23 protein-coding genes are annotated in these 21878 nt (G+C 72.6%); 19 read left to right on the forward strand and 4 right to left on the reverse strand.

Features of this window, described 5'->3' with window-relative positions; all coding sequences use genetic code 11:
- Positions 1–134 precede the first annotated feature (134 nt).
- The 8 genes from ACFY61_RS12220 (at position 135) to ACFY61_RS12255 (ending at position 6858) form a co-directional block, all read left to right on the forward strand.
- Positions 135–788: an HAD family hydrolase gene (locus tag ACFY61_RS12220; RefSeq protein ID WP_389470441.1), complete on the forward strand. Its 654-nt coding sequence runs from the start codon at positions 135–137 to the stop codon at positions 786–788.
- A gap of 51 nt (positions 789–839) precedes the next feature.
- Positions 840–2054, forward strand: a complete 1215-nt coding sequence (locus ACFY61_RS12225; RefSeq protein ID WP_389471265.1) for an MFS transporter — start codon at positions 840–842, stop codon at positions 2052–2054.
- Positions 2005–3174: an acetoin utilization protein AcuC gene (locus tag ACFY61_RS12230; RefSeq protein ID WP_389470444.1), complete on the forward strand. Its 1170-nt coding sequence runs from the start codon at positions 2005–2007 to the stop codon at positions 3172–3174. The genes ACFY61_RS12225 and ACFY61_RS12230 overlap by 50 nt, the downstream gene beginning before the upstream one ends.
- Before the next feature lie 102 nt (positions 3175–3276).
- A complete protein-coding gene (locus tag ACFY61_RS12235) occupies positions 3277–4092 on the forward strand; it encodes a phosphatase (protein ID WP_389470446.1) in 816 nt (271 codons plus the stop codon).
- Positions 4093–4232: 140 nt separating this feature from the next.
- Positions 4233–4442 (forward strand): helix-turn-helix domain-containing protein, encoded by a 210-nt coding sequence (locus ACFY61_RS12240; protein WP_162688852.1) that lies wholly within the window; start codon positions 4233–4235, stop codon positions 4440–4442.
- A 122-nt stretch (positions 4443–4564) separates the two neighbouring features.
- A complete protein-coding gene (locus ACFY61_RS12245; RefSeq protein WP_003948845.1) occupies positions 4565–4663 on the forward strand; it encodes a 30S ribosomal protein bS22 in 99 nt (32 codons plus the stop codon).
- 90 nt (positions 4664–4753) lie between these two features.
- Complete coding sequence (locus tag ACFY61_RS12250; RefSeq protein ID WP_389470449.1) at positions 4754–5824, forward strand: NAD-dependent epimerase/dehydratase family protein; 1071 nt, start codon at positions 4754–4756, stop codon at positions 5822–5824.
- On the forward strand, positions 5824–6858 hold the full coding sequence (locus tag ACFY61_RS12255) for a lysophospholipid acyltransferase family protein (RefSeq protein WP_389470452.1): 1035 nt from the start codon (positions 5824–5826) through the stop codon (positions 6856–6858). Before ACFY61_RS12250 ends, ACFY61_RS12255 begins: the two co-directional genes overlap by 1 nt.
- Positions 6859–6933: 75 nt before the next feature.
- Here ACFY61_RS12255 and ACFY61_RS12260 read toward each other — a convergent pair whose 3' ends face one another.
- From ACFY61_RS12260 to ACFY61_RS12270, 3 genes are all read right to left on the reverse strand, one after another.
- Positions 6934–8151 carry a DUF5667 domain-containing protein gene (locus ACFY61_RS12260; protein WP_389470453.1) on the reverse strand — a complete coding sequence of 406 codons (1218 nt, stop codon included), beginning with the start codon at positions 8149–8151 and terminating at the stop codon, positions 6934–6936.
- 211 nt (positions 8152–8362) lie between these two features.
- Positions 8363–9196 (reverse strand): ECF subfamily RNA polymerase sigma factor, BldN family, encoded by an 834-nt coding sequence (locus ACFY61_RS12265; protein ID WP_389470455.1) that lies wholly within the window; start codon positions 9194–9196, stop codon positions 8363–8365.
- A gap of 308 nt (positions 9197–9504) precedes the next feature.
- Complete coding sequence (locus tag ACFY61_RS12270) at positions 9505–10452, reverse strand: HAD family hydrolase (protein WP_389470458.1); 948 nt, start codon at positions 10450–10452, stop codon at positions 9505–9507.
- An 87-nt stretch (positions 10453–10539) separates the two neighbouring features.
- Between ACFY61_RS12270 and ACFY61_RS12275 the strand changes: the two genes are divergently transcribed.
- The 7 genes from ACFY61_RS12275 (at position 10540) to hemB (ending at position 18241) form a co-directional block, all read left to right on the forward strand.
- The gene (locus ACFY61_RS12275; RefSeq protein ID WP_389470460.1) at positions 10540–10818 is read left to right on the forward strand and encodes a glutaredoxin family protein; all 279 of its coding nucleotides are present in this window, start codon (positions 10540–10542) and stop codon (positions 10816–10818) included.
- Positions 10819–11101: 283 nt separating this feature from the next.
- Entirely contained in the window at positions 11102–11947 is an 846-nt protein-coding gene (locus ACFY61_RS12280; RefSeq protein ID WP_389470463.1) for a redox-sensing transcriptional repressor Rex, read from the forward strand.
- The gene (locus ACFY61_RS12285) at positions 11944–13740 is read left to right on the forward strand and encodes a glutamyl-tRNA reductase (RefSeq protein WP_389470465.1); all 1797 of its coding nucleotides are present in this window, start codon (positions 11944–11946) and stop codon (positions 13738–13740) included. The genes ACFY61_RS12280 and ACFY61_RS12285 overlap by 4 nt, the downstream gene beginning before the upstream one ends.
- Entirely contained in the window at positions 13737–14705 is a 969-nt protein-coding gene (gene hemC / locus ACFY61_RS12290; RefSeq protein WP_389470468.1) for a hydroxymethylbilane synthase, read from the forward strand. Before ACFY61_RS12285 ends, hemC begins: the two co-directional genes overlap by 4 nt.
- Positions 14702–16369, forward strand: a complete 1668-nt coding sequence (locus ACFY61_RS12295; RefSeq protein WP_389470470.1) for a uroporphyrinogen-III synthase — start codon at positions 14702–14704, stop codon at positions 16367–16369. The genes hemC and ACFY61_RS12295 overlap by 4 nt, the downstream gene beginning before the upstream one ends.
- A gap of 435 nt (positions 16370–16804) precedes the next feature.
- Positions 16805–17149: a hypothetical protein gene (locus ACFY61_RS12300; RefSeq protein WP_389470473.1), complete on the forward strand. Its 345-nt coding sequence runs from the start codon at positions 16805–16807 to the stop codon at positions 17147–17149.
- A gap of 90 nt (positions 17150–17239) precedes the next feature.
- Positions 17240–18241: a porphobilinogen synthase gene (gene hemB / locus ACFY61_RS12305; RefSeq protein WP_389470475.1), complete on the forward strand. Its 1002-nt coding sequence runs from the start codon at positions 17240–17242 to the stop codon at positions 18239–18241.
- Positions 18242–18259: 18 nt separating this feature from the next.
- Here hemB and ACFY61_RS12310 read toward each other — a convergent pair whose 3' ends face one another.
- Positions 18260–19282, reverse strand: coding sequence for a nuclear transport factor 2 family protein (locus tag ACFY61_RS12310; RefSeq protein WP_389470477.1), 1023 nt, complete (start codon positions 19280–19282; stop codon positions 18260–18262).
- 117 nt (positions 19283–19399) lie between these two features.
- Between ACFY61_RS12310 and ACFY61_RS12315 the strand changes: the two genes are divergently transcribed.
- The 4 genes from ACFY61_RS12315 (at position 19400) to ACFY61_RS12330 (ending at position 21853) form a co-directional block, all read left to right on the forward strand.
- Positions 19400–19906 carry a DinB family protein gene (locus ACFY61_RS12315; protein WP_389470480.1) on the forward strand — a complete coding sequence of 169 codons (507 nt, stop codon included), beginning with the start codon at positions 19400–19402 and terminating at the stop codon, positions 19904–19906.
- A 43-nt stretch (positions 19907–19949) separates the two neighbouring features.
- A complete protein-coding gene (locus tag ACFY61_RS12320; protein WP_389470483.1) occupies positions 19950–20222 on the forward strand; it encodes a DUF1876 domain-containing protein in 273 nt (90 codons plus the stop codon).
- A 177-nt stretch (positions 20223–20399) separates the two neighbouring features.
- Positions 20400–21545 (forward strand): polymorphic toxin type 44 domain-containing protein, encoded by a 1146-nt coding sequence (locus ACFY61_RS12325; protein ID WP_389470486.1) that lies wholly within the window; start codon positions 20400–20402, stop codon positions 21543–21545.
- Complete coding sequence (locus tag ACFY61_RS12330) at positions 21542–21853, forward strand: hypothetical protein (RefSeq protein WP_389470488.1); 312 nt, start codon at positions 21542–21544, stop codon at positions 21851–21853. The genes ACFY61_RS12325 and ACFY61_RS12330 overlap by 4 nt, the downstream gene beginning before the upstream one ends.
- The last annotated feature ends 25 nt before the right edge of the window (positions 21854–21878 follow it).

Genomic DNA, 21878 nt, shown 5'->3' on the forward strand with positions numbered 1-21878 from the left:
TAAGCCTTTCAGCGCCGATGGTACTGCAGGGGGGACCCTGTGGGAGAGTAGGACGCCGCCGAACAATCATTGCGGGAAGCCCCGTACCGATCGAGAGATCTGGTACGGGGCTTTTCTGCGTTTAGGGTCTGGTCATGGCATACGAGCTGATCATCTTCGACAACGACGGCGTGCTGGTGGACAGCGAGCCGCTCGCCAACACCATCCTGGCCGGGTACCTGACCGAGCTGGGACACCCGACCTCCTACGAGGACTCCCTGCGGGACTACATGGGCTCCGCGGTGCACCGGGTGCACGACCTCGTGCACCAGCGGACCGGCCGGCGGCTGCCCGCCGACTTCGAGGAGACCCTGCTCGCCAGGACCCTCGCCGCCTTCGAGCGCGAACTGCGGCCGGTGGCAGGCATCCAGGACGTCCTCGCCGGCCTCCGCGACGCGGGAACCCCCTACTGCGTGGCCTCCTCCTCCAGCCACCGGCGGATCCGCGCCGGACACCGGGCGGCGGGCCTCGGCGAATGGTTCGACGAGGCCGTCCTGTTCAGCGCCGAGGACGTCGGCAAGGGCAAGCCCGCCCCCGACCTGTTCCTCCACGCCGCCCGGGAGATGGGCGTGCCGCCCGAGCGCTGCGCCGTGGTCGAGGACAGCCCCCTCGGTGTGCAGGCCGCCGTCGCCGCGGAGATGGACGTGTACGGGTACACGGCGATGACCGCCGCCGACCGACTCGCCGACGCCAACGGTCTGTTCGGGGACATGAAGGAACTTCTCGGTCTGATCTCTACCCCCCGGTAGCCACCGGGCCTACGCTGTGCCGCCATGACCATGGCCATGACCACCACGGTGATGCGGCGCGGGCGCCGGTCCCTGGGCCTCGCCTTCTTCGTCCAGGGCGTCACCTTCGCCCTGCTGGTGACCCGCATCCCCGCCATCCAGGAGCGGTACGGGATATCCGACGGCCTGCTGCCCGTGTTCCTGGCCGCCGTGCCGGTACTCGCCGGGGTCTCCAGCGTGGCGACCGAGCGGATGGTGAGGAGGGTGCCGCCGAGCGCCGTGCTGCGGTGGTCCCAGCCGGTGGTGCTGCTCTCCCTGCTCGGCGTCGGTTCGGGCTCGCGGATGTGGCACGTGGCCCTCGCCCTGGGTGCGTTCGGGCTGGCCGTCGGCGCCCTCGACGCGTCCATGAACATGCTCGGCGTCAGCCTCCAGCAGGAGTACGGGCGCAGCATCATGCTCGGTTTCCACGCCGCCTACAGCCTGGGCGGGATCGTCGGGGCCTCGGCGGCCTGGGCGGGCGCGCACTGGCGGCTGGGACTGGGCGCCTCCTACCTGCCGGCCGTCGCCCTGCTGCTGCCGGTGGTGCTGGCCGGGAGCCGGTACTACGTCGACCGGCGCCCGGTCGTGGACCAGGAGGGCGGCGCGGGCACCGGGTCGGTCGGCTTCCGGGCGCTGTGGCCGCTGTGCCTGGTGATGGCGTGCGCGTACATCGGGGACTCGACCGTCGCGAACTGGAGCGCCAAGTACCTCCAGGACGTGCTCGGCAGCTCCGAGCAGATGGCGACCGTCCCCTACAACGTCTACATGGTGACGACGCTGGCCGGGCGGGCCGTCGGCGACCTCGGGGTGCGCCGGTTCGGAGCGGCGGCCGTCGTCCGGGCCGGCACGCTGCTGGCTGCCGGCGGGTTCGCCGTGGTGGCTGCCGCCCCCGGGGCTTGGGTGGGCATGGTGGGGTTCACGCTGCTCGGGTTCGGGCTGTGCGTGATCGTTCCGCAAACCTTCGCCGCGGCCGGCCGGCAGGCCTCCGACAGCCACGGGCCCGGCGCGTCGGACACCGCGATCGCCCGGCTGAACATCTTCAACTACGTCGGCTTCCTGATCGGTTCGCCGCTGGTCGGTGCCCTCGGAGACGCCTGGAGCTACCGCGGGGCGATGCTCGTGCCGATGGTCCTGGTCCTGCTGACGCTCGTCCACGCCCGCTCGTTCGGGAAGGAAGGCGCCCGCTACGGTGTGGGTCATGAGCGGCCGCGGGTTGTTGATGTGGGACGAGGCGGTGACGGGGTATGACTTCGGCCCCGGCCACCCGATGGATCCGGTGCGCCTGGCGCTGACGATGGGGCTGGTCCGCGCCTTCGGGCTGGACCGGGAGGTCGAGGTCCGGTCGGGCAGGCGGGCCGGGGAGTCCACGCTGCGGCTCGTCCACCGGGAGGACTACGTCGACGCCGTCCGCGAGGTGTCCGCCGACCCGGGGATCGCCGACGGCTCGTACGGGCTCGGCACCGTCGACGACCCCGCCTTCCACGGGATGCACGAGGCGGCCGCCCTGATCGCCGGCCAGTCCGTCGCCGGGGCGGAAGCGGTGTGGCGGGGCGAGGCAGAGCACGCCGTGAACTTCGCAGGCGGCCTGCACCACGCCATGCCCGGCGGGGCGGCCGGGTTCTGCGTGTACAACGACGCGGCGATCGCGATCGCCCGGCTGCTGGAACTGGGGGCCGAACGCGTCGCCTACGTGGACGTGGACGTGCACCACGGCGACGGCGTACAGGCTGCGTTCTGGGACGACCCGCGGGTGCTCACCGTCTCCCTGCACGAGCACCCCCGCACGCTGTTCCCGCAGACCGGGTGGCCGGAGGAGACGGGCGGCGCGGCCGCCGAGGGCAGCGCGGTGAACGTGGCGCTGCCGGCCGGGACCGGTGACGAGGGCTGGCTGCGGGCCTTCCACGCGACCGTCCCCGAACTGCTCGCGGACTTCCGGCCCGAGGTGCTCGTCACCCAGCACGGGGCCGACACCCACTTCGAGGACCCGCTCGCGCACCTGGCGGTGTCGCTGGACGCGCAGCGGGCCGTGCAGGAGTCCTGCCACGCGCTGGCGCACGAGCACGCCGGGGGGCGCTGGCTGGCGCTGGGCGGCGGCGGGTACGCGGTGGTGGACGTGGTCCCCAGGTCGTGGACGCACCTGGTCGGGATCGCCGCGCACCGGCCCGTCGACCCGGAGTCCGCCGTGCCGGCCTCCTGGCGGGACGAGGTGTACGCGCGGACCCGGCAGCTGGCGCCGGGCCGGATGACGGACGGGCGGAGCGTCTCGTGGCGGTCGTGGGACGCGGGGTACGACCCGGCGGACCGTACGGATCAGGCCGTTCTCGCGGCACGGCGGGCGGTGTTCCCGCTGCGCGGGATGCTGGTGTGACGGAGCGTCGGCTTTGGTCTCCGGGAGGGGCGGGTTAGCCCGACTGTGGGGACCTGGCGGGTATGTGGTGACCCGTCAGGGGGCGTGCGGCAGCATCGGAGGGTGCTGAGTACCGGCGCCCTGCGCGCGCACCTGCTGGCGGCCAGGCTGGCCGGACCCGTGGCCACTTCGCGTGAGGAGAGCCTGCGCAGCTACCGGCTGTTCGCCGCCCGTGACCCGAGGGTGTTGCTGGGTCTGGATCCGGAACGGGGCTGGCGGGAACGGGACTTGTTAGGGCTCATGGCCGACAGGTGCGGGGTTTCCGGTGATCCGGGGCATGTGAGCGGGCCCGACGTCATCGATCCGGAACGGACGCTGGCGGCGCTCGACGCGTTCGCGGGGCGGCTGCGGAGGGCGGGCGAGGCCCGTGCGCCGGTGCTGTTCGGCACCGGACACCCCCATCGGCTCCTGGGTTTCTACGCAGCATTGGCGGAGGCGTTGTCGGCGGCGGGCTGTGTTGTCCTCACCCCGGCGCAGGGCCGCCGTGTGGACATGGTGGGGCGGTTCGGCGTACGCACCTACCGCCTCGACTACGTACGGGGGGTCGCGCTGGTGCGGGAAGAAGGCGCGCGGCCGGCGGCGGGTGCGACCGGCGCGCACTCGCATTCCCCGCTGCCGGTTCGGATCGCCCTGGGGGCGCTCGCGGAGGCCGGGGGGCCGCTGCCGGAGCTGGTGGTGGGGGATCACGGGTGGGTCTGCGGGGCAGGTCAGCTGGGTTTCGAGGCCATCGGGCTGGCCGACACGGATGATCCCGCGTTGTTCGTGGGGGAAGCGGAGGGGAGCGTGGCGGTGGCAGTTCCGCTTGATGACGGGGTGCGGCCGGACTACTACCGGCCCCTCGTCGGCTATGTGCTCCACCGGGCGGGCCTGCCCCGCTGAGGGCGGGTCGCGGTCGGTGGCCGCTGCACCTCTTCCCCACTCGTATCACCCGCCCCTAACCTGTGGAGTGAGCGTGCGACGACGTGGAGTAACCGGAGGGGAAGCCGGTGCCCCGTCATGCGCGGAAGGTCAGGTGTGACATGGCTGCTGGCGAGAGGCCTCTCAGTGAGGTTCAGTTCCTGACCGTGGCGGAGGTCGCCTCGGTGATGCGAGTGTCGAAGATGACCGTGTACCGCTTGGTGCACAACGGTCATCTGCCCGCGATCAGGGTGGGCCGGTCCTTCCGGGTCCCCGAGAACGCGGTCCACGAGTACCTTCGGGAGTCGTTTGTGGGGGTGGAGTCGGCCTGAAGACGGATCCCGGGTGACCCTCGGATTACAAGCACGGTGCTCTGGCGGGTAGGCTAGGCCGACGTAGGTCGTGTGGGCCCAGACGCCCCGCACCAAGAGAGTAGAAGTGAGCGAGGGTAGTCGTGGGCTCTGTTATCAAGAAGCGGCGCAAGCGGATGGCCAAGAAGAAGCACCGCAAGCTGCTCAAGCGCACCCGCGTTCAGCGCCGTAACAAGAAGTAGACGGCAGCTGTACGTGTTCTCCGCAGCCCCTCCACCATCATGGTGGGGGGGCTGCGGTGTAGTCGGGTCCGGATGAGGAGGCGCGGGGCTGTGGGGAAGGTCGTGCTCGTGACCGGGGCTGCCCGGCAGCTGGGAGGCCGCTTCGTACGCCGGATACAGCGTGATCCGGACGTCGATCGGGTGATCGCGGTGGACGCGGTGGTCCCGCCGCACCGGCTGGGTTCGGCCGAGTTCGTCCGTACCGACATCAGGCAGTCGTCCATCGCCCGGGTGCTCGCCGAGCACGCCGTGGACACGGTGGTCCATCTGGCGGTCACCGGCGGCGGCCCGGGGATGACGGGCGGCGCGCGCAGCGCCGTCAAGGAGACCAACGTCATCGGGACCATGCAGCTGCTGGGTGCGTGCCAGAAGTCGCCGACGGTGCGGCGGCTGGTGGTGAAGTCCAGTACGAGCGTGTACGGCGGCACCTCGAAGGACCCGGCCGTGTTCACGGAGACCAGCCAGCCCAAGGCGCTGCCGGTGGGCGGGTTCGCGAAGGACGCCGTCGAGGTCGAGGGGTACGTACGGGGCTTCGCGCGGCGCCGCCCGGACGTGGCGGTGTGCGTGCTGCGGTTCGCGAACATCCTGGGGCCGCATCCGGATTCGGCGCTCGCCGAGTACTTCTCGATGCCGGTGATGCCGACGGTGCTCGGCTACGACCCGCGGCTGCAGTTCGTGCACGAGGACGACGTGCTGGACGTGCTGCGGCTGGCGGCGGGGGAGCCGCGGCGGGGCACGCTGAACAGCGGGACCTTCAACATCGCCGGCGACGGGGTGCTGTTGCTGTCGCAGTGTTCGCGGCGGCTGGGTCGGCCGACGGTGCCGCTGCTGATGCCGGCGGTGACGTGGTTGGGGTCGGCGCTGCGGGCCGTGGGCGCGACGGACTTCTCGCCGGAGCAGATAAGACTGCTGACGCACGGGCGGGTCGTGGAGACCACGCAGATGCGCGAGGTGCTGGGCTTCGAGCCGGTGTACACGACGGCGGAGACGTTCGCGGACTTCGCGCGGGGCCGCGGGACCGGGATGCTGCCGCCGGAGCGCATCGGGCGGGCCGTGCACCGGGTGGCGGGCCTGCTGGACGTCGACGTGTCCGATGGAGCTGGAGAGGGAGCGTACCGATAGTGGCCGACGCCAAGGTCATTCCGTTCGACGAGGACCGGCCGCGGCGGCGTGCCGCCGGCCGCCGGGCGCGTCCCGTGGCGGTGCCGGACCCGGCCGTGGAGGCGGCCGGCGACGCGTACGGGGAGGCGTACGGTCCGTCCGGGCCGGAGCCGGAGCCGGTGCCCGCGGGACGGGCCGGAGCGGGCGGCGGGGGCCGCAGCCTGGACGCGCGGATCGCGGGGGGCCTCGCGTTCCTGCGGCGGAGGCTCACCGGTGAGTACGAGGTCGACGAGTTCGGCTACGACGAGGAGCTGACGGACCAGGTCCTGATGTCCTTGCTGCGGCCGCTGTACGACAAGTACTTCCGGGTCGAGGTGAAGGGCATCGAGAACGTCCCGGCGGAGGGCGGTGCGCTGATCGTGGCGAACCACTCGGGGACGCTCCCGCTCGACGGGCTGATGCTCCAGGTGGCGGTGCACGACCGGCATCCGGAGCGGCGGCACCTGCGGCTGCTGGCGGCCGACCTGGTGTTCATGCTGCCGGTGGTGAACGAGCTGGCCCGGAAGGCGGGGCACACGCTGGCCTGCGCGGAGGACGCGCAGCGGCTGCTGGAGGCCGGTGAGCTCGTCGGGGTGATGCCGGAGGGCTTCAAGGGGATAGGGAAGCCGTTCGGGGAGCGGTACAAGCTGCAGCGCTTCGGGCGGGGCGGCTTCGTGTCGACGGCGTTGCGGGCGGGCACGCCGATCGTGCCCTGCTCGATCGTGGGCGCGGAGGAGATCTACCCGATGATCGGCAACGCCAAGACGCTGGCGCGGCTGCTGGGGCTCCCGTACTTCCCGATCACGCCGACGTTCCCGTGGCTGGGGCCGCTCGGGGCGGTGCCGTTGCCGACGAAGTGGACGATCCAGTTCGGCGAGCCGATCCCGACGGACGGTTACGCGGCTGAGGCCGCGGAGGATCCCATGCTGATGTTCAACCTGACGGACCAGGTGCGGGAGCAGATCCAGCACACGCTCTACAAGTTGCTGGTGCAGCGTCGGTCGGTCTTCTTCTGACCTGATGTGGTCGTGGTCGTGAACGTGCGCGGGTGGGGCCGGAGTGCCTGAGCACTTCCGGCCCCACCCGGTCGTTCAGCCGGCGTCTTCCTGACTGATGCCCAGGCCCGGGAGGAGACCCGGGAGCAGGGGCGGCAGGGTGATGTCCGGTTGCGGCTCCTGTACGGGGCCGGTCGGGGACGGTGCCGTGCCCACCGGGGGCGGCTTGAGCAGGCCGTCGGTGCCTCCGCCGAGGAGACCGCCGCCGGAGGGCTTTCCGGCGTCGCTGGGCGCTGCCGGGGCCGGGGTGGCGGCACCGGACTGGCCCGGGGTGGACGGCCGGGCGGACGGCTGCGTGCCCGAGGGGCCGTTCTGCTTGGCCGGGGTGCCGCCTCCGCCCGGACTGGAACCGCGGGTCTGCTCCGGTGGCTTCGGCAGCAGGCCCTGCAGCGGGGCGACGTCCTGCTCTATGGCGTCGAAGACCGAGCTGACCTGTTCGCCCACGTCGTTCAGCTGGGGCGGGAGGGTCGAGCGCAGCTTGCCCCAGGCGTCCCGGTGGGAGCGGGAGAAGGCGTTCAGCGCCTGGATGGGTCCCAGGGAGCCGTCCCGTTCGTAGGCCAGGTGGAGCAGGCGGTGGGCTTCGGCGGCGTCGTGCTTGACGCCGGCGAGGGCGCGCCGGATCTCGCTCAGGTCCTCGTGGTCCAGTTGGCCGGACTTGCCGCGGTCCATCAGCCGGCGGGCCTCGGAGAGCCGCGTCGAGGCCTGGGTGAGGTAGAGCTCGCCCCGGTCCGAGTCGTCGTCGGCCATGCCGCGTTTGATGTCCTCCATGCCCCGCTTGAGGGGATAGAGGGTCTCACCCGGCAGGGCGTCGGAACTGGCAGCGGCCACTCCGCTGAAGGCCCCTGCGGCCACACCCACGGTGAGACCGCCCGCCGCGATGCCCTTGGACCAGCGGGAGCGGGGCCGCATCTTCCGGAGCGGGCTCGCCCGGTGGGCGCCGCGGCCGGTCCGCTGCTCGGGCACCTGAGGGTCCGAGGCGGCACCGCCCCCGGCCCTCTCCTCCATCACCATGGCCTCCATGGCGGCCACGAGCTGGGCTCGCTGCACCACCTTGGCCTGTGGGTCCATCTCCGGGCGCGGCAGTTCGCCGAGCGCGCTCGCCAGGGCCAACAGCCGACCGTGCTCGGCAGTTTCGGCAGGCGCCTCGGGCTGCTCGGCCGCCGGTTCCGGTTCCGAAAGGCCGGACGGTGTCCGATCCTCCAGGGCCTGGGCGAAGGCGTTCGCCCGCCGGTGGGGGGAAACGTTCGCGATCACTGGCGGCACCTCCTCTCGTCATGACGATCGACTCCCCAAGGTGTCCGGAAGGTTGCCTTCCTTGAGCACATCCACACTTTCGAGTGAGCGGCTTCGGGCATGGCGTGTCCACAGGGAGCCTGCATCCCGCACAACGAGCGGCGCGGCACTTGGGTTACGGACGAAGGATGATCGGACCACAGCGAAAACGAAGGCATGGGTTCAGAAGTCTTCAGCGGGCGTCGTCCGGCAGGAGGCGGGCCAGGGTCCGGACCGCCCGGTACTGGAGGGTTTTGATGGCTCCCTCGTTCTTCCCCATCACGCGGGCCGTCTCGGCGACCGACAGCCCCTGGAGGAAGCGGAGCGTCACGCACTCCTGCTGCTGCGGGTTGAGCTTGCGCACGGCCTCCAGCAGCGCGGCGTTGGAGAGGGACTCCAGCACCGAGTCCTCGGGGCTGCGCTCCACCTCGTTGGCGTCCAGCATCTCGCCGGTGGTGACCTCCAGACGGAACCGGCTGGACTTGAAGTGGTCCGCGACCAGGTTCCGGGCGATGGTGACCAGCCAGGCGCCGAAGTCGCGGCCCTGCCAGGTGAAGGTGGAGATCCGGCGCAGCGCGCGCAGGAAGGTCTCGCTGGTCAGGTCCTCGGCCGTGGCCTTGCCGCCGACGCGGTAGTAGATGTAGCGGTACACCGTGTCGCTGTACTGGTCGTAGAGGCGGCCGAAGGCCTCGGCCTCGCCGGCCTGGGCCCGCTCGACCAGGTCCATCATGCGGGCGCTGTCGCTGTCCGCGCTGGGGCGGCGGGCGGCCTGGGTGCCGGTGCCCCCGCCACCGGCGGTGCCGCTCGCGGCGGCGGTGCCGCCCGTACGGCCGGTGCCCCGTCTGCCCACGGCCGCCCCACCGTCGGTCAGGGCATAGCAGGGGCCGACCGGGCCGGAGCCGGCAGGGACCGCGGCGGCGAAGGCGGGGACGGCGTACGCGGTGGGGACGAAGCCGCGCAAGTGGTCGATGACCGTTGCGCGCAGCGTGGCCAGGCCCGAGGCGTCAACCCCGACAGGTGGGTACACGGGACTCCCAGAGGCAGAGCTTCCATCACGTGCAGTGCGGGACCGTTCACCCGTCGTGGCGACAGATGGGCGGTGGCATGCGTCTGAGGAGAATAACGCTTCGTACAGGCAGCACTACACCCAGTTGCGAAAATCATCGCTTCCGACACTTCTGTTGCGTGTCGAGGGCATATTCCGTCGCAGACGATGATCGATTGCTGATCGATTTCGCACACGGAATGCGTGGTTCCAGGGCCTGTTGTGGCCGAGTCGGGCATGCCTGAGTGCCGCCCGGGACGGGCGGGTAAGGCTGGGGGAATGTCCGCCCGCTAGCGGCGGCGGCGGTGCAGGGCGATCGCCGCGGCGGCGCCGCCCGCCAGGGCGCCGACTCCGGCCGCCGCGGGGACGCCGACCTTCACGGCCTTCCGGCCGGTCCGGTAGTCGCGCAGGCGCCAGTCGTGTTCGCGGGCATGCCTGCGCAGTTTCGTATCGGGATTGATCGCGTACGGGTGGCCGACCAGCGACAGCATCGGGATGTCGTTGTGCGAATCGCTGTACGCCGCGCAGCGTTCGAGGTCGAGCCCCTCGGCGGCGGCCAGCGCGCGGACGGCCTCCGCCTTGGCCGGGCCGTGCAGCGGCTCGCCGACCAGCCGGCCGGTGTAGACACCGTCCACGGACTCGGCGACGGTGCCCAGGGCTCCGGTCAGGCCCAGCCGGCGGGCGATGATCGTCGCGGTCTCCACGGGCGCGGCGGTGACCAGCCAGACCTTCTGCCCGGCGTCGAGGTGCGCCTGGGCCAGGGCGCGGGTGCCCGGCCAGATCCGCTCCGCCATGTACTCGTCGTAGATCTCCTCGCCGATGGCCATCAGTTCGGAGACCTGGTGGCCCTTGACGATGGAGAGGGCGCTGTCGCGGGCGTCCTGCATGTGCTCGGGGTCCTCGACCCCGGCCAGGCGGAACCAGGCCTGCTGCCAGGCGAACCGGGCGAGCTCGCGGCGCTGGAAGAACTCCCGCTTGTACAGGCCCCGGCCGAAGTGGAAGATCGCGGCGCCCTGCATGACGGTGTTGTCGAGGTCGAAGAAGGCGGCGGCGCGTTCGTCACCGGCGACGGGGAACTGCTCCTCGGCCTCCGGCTCCGGGGCGCCGGCCGGCGGCTCGACGGCTTCCGGTCCTGCCTGTGCGGTCTTCCGGGCGGCCTCGGCAGAGGCCTCGCCGGCGAGGACGCTGCGCGCGGTGGCGGAGCGCTTGCGGTGGGTGAGCCATCCGGGAGCGGCCATGACGCGAGCATAGCCACTGTGTTCGGTCCGTCCCGAACCGTGGGGATACCTCTGAGTTAACTCTCGGTACGGCGGGACAATGGGCGCATGACTCCGTTGCTGCGCCGCAAGGAAAAGAAGAGCCCCGCCGAGCGGATGGTCACGCTCGTCGGCAAGCCCGGCTGTCATCTGTGTGACGAGGCCGAGGAAGTGGTGGAAAAGGTCTGCGCCGAGACCGGGGCGCGGTGGGAGAAGAAGGACATCTCGCAGGACGAGGAGCTGTACCGGCGGTACTGGGAGCAGATCCCGGTGGTGCTGGTGGACGGTGAACAGCACACCTTCTGGCGGGTGAACCCGGACCGGCTGCGGCGGGCGCTGGAGGGCTGAGCCGGGCAGGGGCGCCCGCCGGATACCATCATGGGCGATTTGGGGGGTCTCGGGGGCATAGCGATGAGGAGCGTGTACGGTTTTGCCCCCTTTGGGATTTGAACGGGTTCGGCGGGCGACTGGTTCCCGTTCTGCCTGTCCGGATCGCGTGACCCCGGTCACTTTGCACGGACAAAGCGGACACAATCTTTGTGCACGCGTTCACAAAGACATAGCCTGCATACGACGGGGCGGTCCTGGGACATCTGGCCGCCTGCAGCCCCGCTCATCCCGCAGGAGCATCGTGGCAACTGGCCGAACTCACCGACCGGCGACCCGCAGCCGAGGCATTCCCGAGGCCACCGTCGCCAGGCTCCCGCTGTACCTGCGGGCCCTCACCGCGCTCTCCGAGCGGTCGGTGCCCACGGTGTCCTCCGAGGAGCTCGCGGCCGCCGCCGGAGTCAACTCCGCGAAGCTGCGCAAGGACTTCTCCTACCTCGGTTCCTACGGCACCCGCGGCGTCGGCTACGACGTCGAGTACCTCGTCTACCAGATCTCCCGCGAGCTGGGCCTCACCCAGGACTGGCCGGTCGTCATCGTCGGTATCGGTAACCTCGGCGCCGCCCTGGCCAACTACGGGGGCTTCGCCTCCCGCGGCTTCCGGGTCGCGGCCCTGATCGACGCCGACCCGGCGATGGCCGGCAAGCCGGTCGCCGGCATGCCCGTGCAGCACACCGACGACCTCGAGAAGATCATCGACGAGAACGGCGTCTCCATCGGCGTCATCGCCACCCCGGCGGGCGCGGCCCAGCAGGTGTGCGACCGCCTGGTCGCGGCCGGCGTCACCTCCATCCTCAACTTCGCGCCCACCGTGCTGTCCGTCCCGGACGGCGTGGACGTGCGCAAGGTCGACCTGTCGATCGAGCTCCAGATCCTCGCGTTCCACGAGCAGCGCAAGGCCGGCGAGGAAGCGGCGTCGGCCGGCCCGGAGGCGGGCGCGCTCGGCGCGGGCGCCGTGGCCGGTTCCGGTTCCGGTTCGGGCGTGCTCGGGGCCGGCGCGGGTGCCCCCGTGCCCCCGGCCGCCCGGGGTGCCGCCGCGCCGCGCAAGGGCGGACCCGAGGGTGACGTCCCGGCGGTGATGCCGGCATGAGTCTGCTCGTCGTAGGGCTGAGCCACCGCAGCGCGCCGGTCAGCGTGCTGGAGCGGGCCGCGCTGTCCGCGGACACCAAGGTGAAGCTGCTGCACGACACGCTGGCCGCCGAGCCGGCGACGGAGGCGGCGGTGCTCGCCACCTGCAACCGCATCGAGCTGTACGCGGACGTCGACAAGTTCCACGCCGGCGTGGCCGAGCTGTCGACGCTGCTCGCGCAGCACAGCGGGGTGGCCCTGGAGGAGCTCACCCCCTACCTCTACGTGCACTACGAGGACCGCGCGGTGCACCACCTGTTCTCCGTGGCGTGCGGCCTGGACTCGATGGTCGTCGGCGAGGGCCAGATCCTCGGCCAGATCAAGGACGCGCTGGCGCTGGGGCAGGAGCTGCACACCGCCGGCCGGCTGATCAACGACCTGTTCCAGCAGGCCCTGCGGGTCGGCAAGCGGGCGCACAGCGAGACCGGCATCGACCGCGCCGGGCAGTCGCTGGTCACCTTCGGCCTGGAGCAGCTGGCGCTGCCCGGCGGCGAGCCGGTGGAGAAGTGGGCCGCGGGCAAGCGGGTGCTGGTCATCGGCGCCGGGTCGATGTCCTCGCTGGCGGCGGCCACGCTGGCGCGCGTCGGCGTGGGCGAGATCGTGGTGGCCAACCGGACGTCTGCGCGGGCCGAGCGGCTGGTGGAGATCCTGGCCGCGACCGGTACGGCCGCCGCTCGGTCGATCCCCATGTCGGCGGTTGCGGAGGAGCTGGGCCGGGTCGACGTGGCGGTGTCCTGCACGGGGGCGACCGGGCTGGTGCTCACCGCGGACGACGTGGCCGCGGCCGTGGCGGGCCCTGCGGGGCCTGCCCCCACCCCGCCCTCCCCCGGCTACCCCTGGGGGGACCCCCGGCCCGGAACCGGCGCTCAGCCCCGGACCCCGTCCCGGGGCTCAGCCCCGGACCCCGCGCCTCGAACGCCGACGGGGCTGGAGACGGCCCCCGCCGGGCTGGAAGCCGCCCCCGCCGGGCCCGGTGGTGCCGAGCTCGACGCGCTCGCGCGGCTCGCCGCCGTGGCGCGGGCCGGGCGGCGGATCGCCGACGCCGGGGCCGCGCGGACCCTCACCGCCGCCGTGGCACCCGAAGGCTGCCCGGTCGGGCCGGACGCGCCCGACGGGCGGGCCGCGCTCGCCGGTGTCGACGCCGGCTCGCTGGAGCTGCACGGGGCCTGGGCCGACCAGGGCGAGGCCGCCGCGCAGCGGCAGCCCAGGCGGGGCGCGGTCGTACGGGCCGGCGCCGACCTCGTCGCGCCGGTCCGGCTGGCACTGCTCGACCTGGCCATGCCCCGCGACATCGACGCCGCCGTGCACCGCATCCCCGGCGTGCGGCTGGTCGACATCGAGAGCCTGGCCGAGGCCAGCGCCGACGCGCCGATGGCCGCGGATGTGGACGCCGTGCGGGGAATCGTGGCGGACGAGGTGGCGGCCTTCGGCGCGGCCCAGCGGGCCGCCCACATCACGCCTACGGTGGTGGCGCTGCGCGCCATGGCCGCCGAGGTCGTCGCCGCCGAGGTGACCCGGCTCGACGGCCGGCTGCCCGAGCTCGACGAACGGCAGCGGGCCGAAGTGACCCAGACCGTGCGCCGCGTGGTCGACAAGCTGCTGCACGCGCCGACGGTGCGCGTGAAGCAGCTGGCGAGCGAACCCGGCGGCGCCGGGTACGCCGACGCGCTGCGCGAACTCTTTGACCTCGACCCGCAGACGGTCGCCGCCGTCAGCCAGGCCGACAAGAACGACGACCCAGGACGGGCATCATGAACACACGTCCCGACCGGCCCCTGCGGCTCGGCACGCGGCGCAGCAAGCTGGCCATGTCCCAGTCCGGCCACGTCGCGGACGCGGTGCGCGCCGTCACCGGCCGCCCCGTGGAACTGGTGGAGATCACCACGTACGGCGACGTCTCGCGGGAGCACCTCGCGCAGATCGGCGGCACGGGTGTCTTCGTGACCGCGCTCCGCGAGGCCCTGCTGCGCGGCGAGGTCGACTTCGCCGTGCACTCGCTGAAGGACCTGCCGACCGCGCAGCCCGCCGAGCTGGTCATCGCCGCCATGCCGCCGCGCGAGGACGCCCGGGACGCCCTGGTCGCCCGGGACGGCCTGACCTTCGAGCAGCTCCCGGACGGCGCCACCGTCGGGACCGGTTCGCCGCGCCGGATGGCGCAGCTGAACGCGTACGCCCGGAGCCTGGGCAAGACGATCCGGACCGTCCCCATCCGCGGGAACGTCGACACCCGGATCGGATACGTCCGCGACGGTGAGCTGGACGCCGTCGTACTGGCCGCCGCCGGGCTCAACCGGATCGGCCGGAGCGACGAAGCGACCGACCACCTCTCGGTCGACCATGTTCTGCCGGCCCCCGGCCAGGGGGCGCTGGCGGTCGAGTGCCTCGCGTCCGACGCGGACCTGATCGCCGCCCTCGGTGAGCTCGACGACCCGGACACCCGGGCCGCCGTCACCGCCGAGCGGTCCCTCCTCGCCGCCCTGGAAGCCGGCTGCAGCGCACCCGTGGGCGCGTTCGCGGACCTGCTCGCCGACGGGGAGATTGTCAACGAAATGCGCCTGCGCGGCGTCGTCGGAACCCTCGACGGCTCGACGCTGGTGCAGCTGTCCACCACCGGTCCCGTGCCCCAGTCGTACGACGAGGCGATGGCGCTCGGCCGCGAACTCGCGGACGAGATGCTCGCCAAGGGCGCGGCCGGTCTGATGGGGGAGCGATCGCTTTGAACCCCTCAAGTCCCAAGCCCTCCGCGTTTCCGGCGGTCGCCGCCCACGGACGCGTCACCTTCCTCGGCGCCGGTCCCGGCGATCCGGGACTGCTGACGCTGCGCGCCGTCGAGGCGCTCGCGGCCGCGGACGTGCTGATCGCGGAGCCCGACGTCCTCGACGTCGTGCGGACGCACGCGCGCACGGGCGTCGACACGCCGCAGCTGACGGTCGCTGACGAGGCGTCAACGGCCGCCGGAGTCCCGGTGATCCGGGATGCCGCCAATCTTGTCATGGAGGCTGCGCGCGCGGGCAGGCGGGTGGTCCGTGCCGTCACGGGCGACCCCGGGCTGGACGGTTCCGCGGCCGAGGAGATGCTGGCCTGCGCCACCGAGGGGATCCCCTTCGAGGTCGTCCCGGGCGTGGCGACGGCCGTCGGCGTGCCCGCGTACGCGGGGGTGCCGCTGCGTGACAAGGCGGGCGCCGACGTGCGCTTCGTCGACGCGCGGACCGCTTCGGCGCGGTGCTGGACCGAGGTCGGCGCGAGCGACGGGACGCTGGTGGTCTCGGCGACGCTGGAGACGGTGGCCGCGGCGGCCGCCGAGCTGGTGGCCGCCGGCCGCAAGCCGGACACCCCGCTGACGGTGACGGTGGCGGGCACCACGACCCGGCAGCGGACCTGGACCGCGACGCTGGGCACCATCGCGCAGGTGTTCAAGCAGGGGAAGGTGCTGCCCTCGCCGGAGGGCGCCCGCCCGGTGATAGCCGTGGTCGGGGAGCACAGTTCCGCCGAGCGCCGCGAGGACCTGGCGTGGTTCGAGTCGAAGCCGCTGTTCGGGTGGCGGGTGCTGGTGCCGCGCACCAAGGAGCAGGCGGCTTCGCTCTCCGACCAGCTGCGCTCGTACGGCGCGGTGCCGCACGAGGTGCCGACCATCGCCGTGGAGCCGCCGCGGACCCCGCAGCAGATGGAGCGCGCGGTCAAGGGCCTGGTGACGGGCCGCTACGAGTGGATCGCCTTCACCTCGGTCAACGCGGTCAAGGCGGTGCGCGAGAAGTTCGAGGAGTACGGGCTCGACGCCCGGGCCTTCGCGGGCATCAAGGTCGCCGCGGTCGGCGAGCAGACCGCCGCCGCGCTGGTCGAGTTCGGCGTCAAGCCGGACCTGGTGCCGAGCGGGGAGCAGTCCGCGGCCGGGCTGCTGGAGGACTGGCCGCCGTACGACCCGGTCTTCGACCCGATCGACCGCGTCTTCCTGCCGCGTGCCGACATCGCGACGGAGACGCTGGTCGCGGGCCTGATAGAGCTCGGGTGGGAGGTCGACGACGTCACCGCCTACCGGACGGTGCGCGCTTCGCCGCCGCCGGCGGACACCCGTGAGGCGATCAAGGGCGGCGGTTTCGACGCCGTTCTCTTCACGTCCAGCTCGACCGTCCGCAACCTGGTCGGCATCGCGGGCAAGCCGCACAACGTGACGGTGATCGCCTGCATCGGCCCGGCCACGGCGAAGACGGCGGAGGAGCACGGCCTGCGGGTCGACGTCCTGTCGCCGGAGCCGAGCGTGTCGAAGCTGGCGGAGGCCCTCGCCGAGTACGGCGCGGCCCGCCGCGACGCGGCGAGGGCGGCCGGCGAGGCGGTGTCCCGCCCGAGCGAACGCCGCCCGGGCGCCAGGCGTCGTCGTACGACGTGACGTGAACCGAGGGGCCGGGTGCGGTGCGCACCCGGCCCCCTGGCATGTTCGGACGCATGGGGCTGGAAGAGGCGGTACGGGCGGGGGACGCCGGACGGGTCCGCGAGCTGCTGGTCGAGGGGGGGGTATGGCCCTGCGGGCCGGCTCCGGGTGGGGCATTCCAGCCCCTCCGGCGTTTGAGGAGCGGGGTGCGGGGCGGAGCCCCGTGTGGCTGGGCGGAGCGTCGGCTGCGTGGCTGTGGGTCCGCCGGTGCCCGCTCAATCGCCGCTCGGGCTGGATGGTGCGGCCCGGCTCCGCATGCGCCCCGGGGCTCCGGCCGGGCCCGCTCAATCGCCGGCGCCGGAAGTGCGGTGGTGCGGGGAGGGTGCGGTACCCAGGCGGAACTGAGTAGCCGACCCGATCCGCGAGGTCCGGGTCGCGGGGTTCAGTGGGGGCATGACCGAGATCGACGAGCGTGACCGCCGGGCCTTCGTCGCCCCGCTGCTCTCCACCCTGCTGACGCTGCCGCTGGGCTTCGCGTCGCTGCTGTTCGCCGGGCTGTCGCCGATGGCGTGCGACTCCTGCGCGGAGGGGGCGTCCGACGCCTTCGACGCGAGCTTCGAGATCGCCTGGCCGGTGTTCGTGGTGGGGCTGGTGGGGGTGCTGGTGCTGCTGGTGTGGTGCTGGGCGCTGCCGTGGCAGGTGCGCAACTCGGCCCGGCGCGTCGGGATCGCCGTCGCCGCGCCCGCCGTGGTGCTGGTGAACGCGGTGGTGTTCTGGGCCCTGCTCGACCTGCCGTAGCCGGCGGGCCGACCGGGCGGCCCGGTTCCCGCACGGGCGGGGCTCTAGGCTTGTCCCGACTGCTGTCGAAGCTCGAAGAGGCGACTGAAGATGAGCGCGTACGGTTCCTTCCCCGGCTCGCGGCCCCGCCGGCTGCGGACCACCCCGGCGATGCGGCGGATGGTCGCGGAGACCCGGCTGCACCCCTCGGACCTGATCCTGCCGGCGTTCGTGCGGGAGGGCATCAGCGAGCCGATCGCCATCAAGGCGATGCCGGGCGTCGTCCAGCACACCCGGGACACCCTGCGGAAGGCCGCGGCCGAGGCGGTGGAGGCGGGCGTCGCGGGCATCATGCTGTTCGGCGTGCCGGCCGACGAGAACAAGGACGCGCTGGGCACGGCGGGCACCGAGCCGGACGGCATCCTCCAGGTCGCGATCCGCGACGTGAAGGCGGAGGTCGGCGACGACCTGGTGATCATGTCGGACCTCTGCCTCGACGAGTACACCGACCACGGGCACTGCGGCGTCCTCGACGCCGACGGCCGCGTCGACAACGACGCCACGCTGGAGCGGTACGCGGAGATGGCCCAGGTCCAGGCCGACGCGGGCGTGCACGTGGTCGGGCCGAGCGGGATGATGGACGGTCAGGTCGGAGTCATCCGCGACGCGCTGGACGAGACCGGACACGAGGACGTGTCGATCCTCGCCTACACCGCCAAGTACTCGTCGGCGTTCTACGGGCCGTTCCGCGAGGCCGTCGCCTCCTCCCTCCAGGGCGACCGCAAGACCTACCAGCAGGATCCGGCGAACGCCCGCGAGTCGATGCGCGAGCTGGCGCTCGACCTGGAGGAGGGCGCCGACATGGTGATGGTCAAGCCGGCCGGCCCCTACCTGGACATCCTGTACCGGGTCGCGCAGGCTGTGGACGTGCCGGTCTCCGCGTACCAGATCAGCGGCGAGTACGCCATGATCGAGGCGGCGGCGGAGAAGGGCTGGGTGGAGCGCGACCGCGCCATCCTGGAGACCCTGACCGGCATCAAGCGGGCCGGCGCGGACACCATCCTCACGTACTGGGCGACCGAGGTCGCGGGCCGGCTGCGCGCCGAGCGCTAGCCGAGCACCAGCCGAGCGCTAGCCGATCGCCTTGAAGAGGGCGGTGATCTCGGCGGGCGTGGCGATCAGGGGGAGCGTGTCGAAGGAGAGCTCCCACTCGCCGTCCGGGCCGAAGCGCTCGACGATGCCGAACGGCACGTCGGTGCCGTCGGGGTCCTCGGCGGTCCTCAGGACGGTGGCCGTGCCGTGCCACTCCACGTACGCGGTGGTGCGGCCGAAGACGGCCTGGCCCGGCGCGAACCGCACGTCGGCCTTGGCGAAGAACCGCTCCAGGTAGGCGCTCTGGCCCGCGCGGGTGGTCAGCGGCGCGTCCAGGCCGGGCCCCGTCAGGCGGGCCCGGCCGGCCGCGCGGCCGAGGAGCGCGGCGACGTCCCCGTCGTTCCAGGCCGCGAGGCGCGACGGGACGTCCCGCGCGCGGAACCGGCCGGCGGCCGGGCCGGCGTACGGGCGGCCGGAGTCGGCGACGCCGTCGAACAGGGGCCGGGGGCGCAGCTCGGGCGCGAGCGGCTCGAAGAGCTCGTAACGGTCGTAGTAGCGGCGGGCCTGGATGGTCTTGCCGTCGTCACCGAGGACGTTGCGGGCGATCTGGGGGTACGCGACCTTCCGGCCCTTGATCGTCACCTCGTTGTGCTGGCCGAAGAACATCGCCGTGCCGTCGGTCACCACCTCCGTGCCCCGGTAGCGCAGGTCGGGGACGAGGGCCAGCGACCTGGTGATCGAGGCCCCGATCGCGGCGTGGCCGCGCTGCGCGGGGCTCCCGGCCTCCCACAGGCTGGCGTCCGCGTCGAAGATGTCCAGGTAGGTGTCGAGCGCGGGAGCCTCGCCGAAGGCGATCTGGCGCCGCATGAAGGCGCACGCGTTCGGCGTGATCCGGCCCTCCAGCAGCTCGACCTTCGGCCGTACCTGCGGGCACTCGCCGCCTTCGGCGGTGGCGGTGGCCGTGCCGGCGCCGGGGGAGCCGGCGACCAGGCCGGCGACCAGGGTGGTGACCACGGTGGCGGCGGCGAGCAGACCGGTGCGGTCTCGGCGGCGGACGTTCATCTCGTACCCCTCGGTTCGTCGGTTCGTCGGTTCGTCGGTTCGACGGGTGAAGCCTCGCGTCCGGCCACCGCGAAATCGATTACCTCCCGGGTAATGCCGTGCAGTTGGATGCCGTGCATGACGACGCACGGATGGCAGTCCCTGACCCTGATGATGTTCCGGCAGGTCCGTGCCGGGCTGGCCGCGGCACTCGCGGAGGCCGGTGACCCGGGCCTGGACCGCCGGCCCGGCGAGGACGGCAACACCGTCGGCTGGCTGGTCTGGCACGTGCTGCGCGGCCAGGACCGCAACCTCTCCGAGGTCGCCGGGGTCCGGCAGCTGTGGCTGACGGGCTGGGCGGAGCGGTTCGGCCGCCCCGCCGACCCCGCCGACACCGGGTACGGGCACAGCCGCGCCGAGGCCGACGCCTTCGCCAGCCCCGGCGGCGCCCGGCTGCTGGAGGCGTACGCCGACGCCGTGCACGCCATGGTCGAGGCCTACCTGGCGGGCGCCCCCGACGCCGACCTGGCCCGGGTGGCGCCGTCCCCGACGCTGGGCGGCGCGGACACCGTCGAGCGGCGGCTGGCCGGGCAGCTCCAGGACTCCTTCGCCCACCTCGGCCAGATCGCGTCCGCCAGGGCCTAGGTGCACCCTGGAAGGACAGGAAAACCCCTGGAGGTGGTGCAGCATGTCCACACTCGTCGGATGGCATGTCGAGATGGAGTTCACCGAGGACGGGCACCGCACCAGCGCGGCCGCCATGGTCAGACTCCCCGACGGCACCGAGATGAAGGCGCGCGGCTACGCCATGCGCCACCCGTCGGACCCGCAGCAGCTCCGGGTGGGCGAGGAGATCGCCGGTGCCCGCGCGCTGATGGACCTCGCGTCCCAGATGCTCTCCAAGGCGCACATGGAGATCGACGAGGCCACGGGCCGGCACTCCTACCCCCTGACCCACTGAGGGCGGGCGGGCAGGGAGAGCCCGGGAAGGTGGTGAGGCGGGGCGCCGGCGGTCGTGAGGACCGCCGGCGCCCCGCAACGCGTGAAACGCCGGGCGCGGGCCACCGGCCCGGGCTAGGGTCCAAAACGCATACCTGTACGGGCAGTTGGGGGGAACGTGCTCACGTACCAGGAAGTGATGACGACGGACTTGGGCCCGCTCGCCACGGCGGCGGCCAAGTGGGACGCCATGGCCGGGGAGCTGCGCAAGGTCGAGGAACGGTACGGCGACAGCGTCCAGAAGATCAGCGGTACGGGCCAGGAGTGGCTGGGCGTGGCCGCCGGCGCCGCCCGGACCAACTCCGGCGTCACCCGTCGTGAGTACGCGTCGGCGCAGACCGAGGCCAGGGCGGTGGCCGCGCTCCTGCGCGAGGCGCACTCCGGCTTCACCGACCTGAGGAAGAAGGTCGAGTCGGCACGCGAGGACGCCGTCGGCGCAGGGATGAAGGTCTCCGCGGACGGCCGGGCCACCTTCGACTTCGACCGGGTGGAGGACCCGGCCCAGGCCCGCCTGATGCGCCGGGACCCCGGCCTGCGGGAGGCGGAGGAGTCCTGGACCTCGCACATCGAGCAGGCGGTACGGGCCGTCGACGAGTTCGACCGCGCGGTGCGCCGGGCCCTGGAGGCCGTCGTCGTCGACGGGAACCCCCTCGACGGGACCATGAACGGCTTCAACGGCACCGCGAAGCCGGTGATCCCGCCGACCGGCCGGGCCCGCAGCGAGGAGAAGTTCACCGACGCCGAGAAGTGGATCTTCGAGGAGATGAAGAAGAACCTCGACTCGGACACCCTCAGGAACCTCCAGGCGCTGCTGCGGAAACCCGAGTGGTACGAGTTCGGCCGCAACTACGGCAACGACGTCAACGCGGCGCTCGTCATGTGGGGCCTCAAGGTCGCCCCCGGCCAGGACTGGGACCACAAACCGCAGCTCCAGGACCGCTACGACCTCCGGCACAAGGACGACTTCTTCTTCAAGCAGCCGGGGCAGAACCGCGAGGTGTTCTACGACATCTACTCCAACGTCCACTACGGCTACATCGGCCGCGCCGCGGGCTTCGACCCGGACACCCTGATCAAAGGGGCGTCGCTCGGGGAGACCCTGCTCACCGGCGACGACGACCAGGGCGACCAGATCACCATGCGGGTCGGGATGGAGCTGTACGACAAGTACGGGGAGGACATGACGCAGGAACAGCTCCGGCAAGGGATCGAGGACGCGTTGGACCGGATGGAACAGGCGAAGCAGGACGGCAAGGACGTCCCCCAGATCAGGACCCCGCGGTGACCCGCGGCACCGCCGGCTGCGTCGCCGCACCCCTGGGCGGCCTGGCGACCGGGGCGGCGGGCGCGGTGCTGCTGTCCGCCGCCTGGCGGGCCTGCGACGTGGGGGTCAACGCCTCGGCGAACTCCTTCGCGCTGCTGCTGTACGTGCCCGTACTGGTGCTGCTCGCGGCCGCCTGGTGGGGGCTGGCCGTCGGCTACGCGGCCCGGTGGAGCCTGCCGGCCGGCCTGCTGGCCGGCCTGCTCGGCTCCGCGGTCATGGTGTGGGTGTTCGTCGCGCTGCTGCGGGAGCCGGGCGGGTACACCTGCTGACCCGGACCGGCCCGGGGGCGGCCGG

The sequence above is a fragment of the Streptomyces sp. NPDC012888 genome, assembly GCF_042900645.1.
GTDB lineage: Bacteria > Actinomycetota > Actinomycetes > Streptomycetales > Streptomycetaceae > Streptomyces.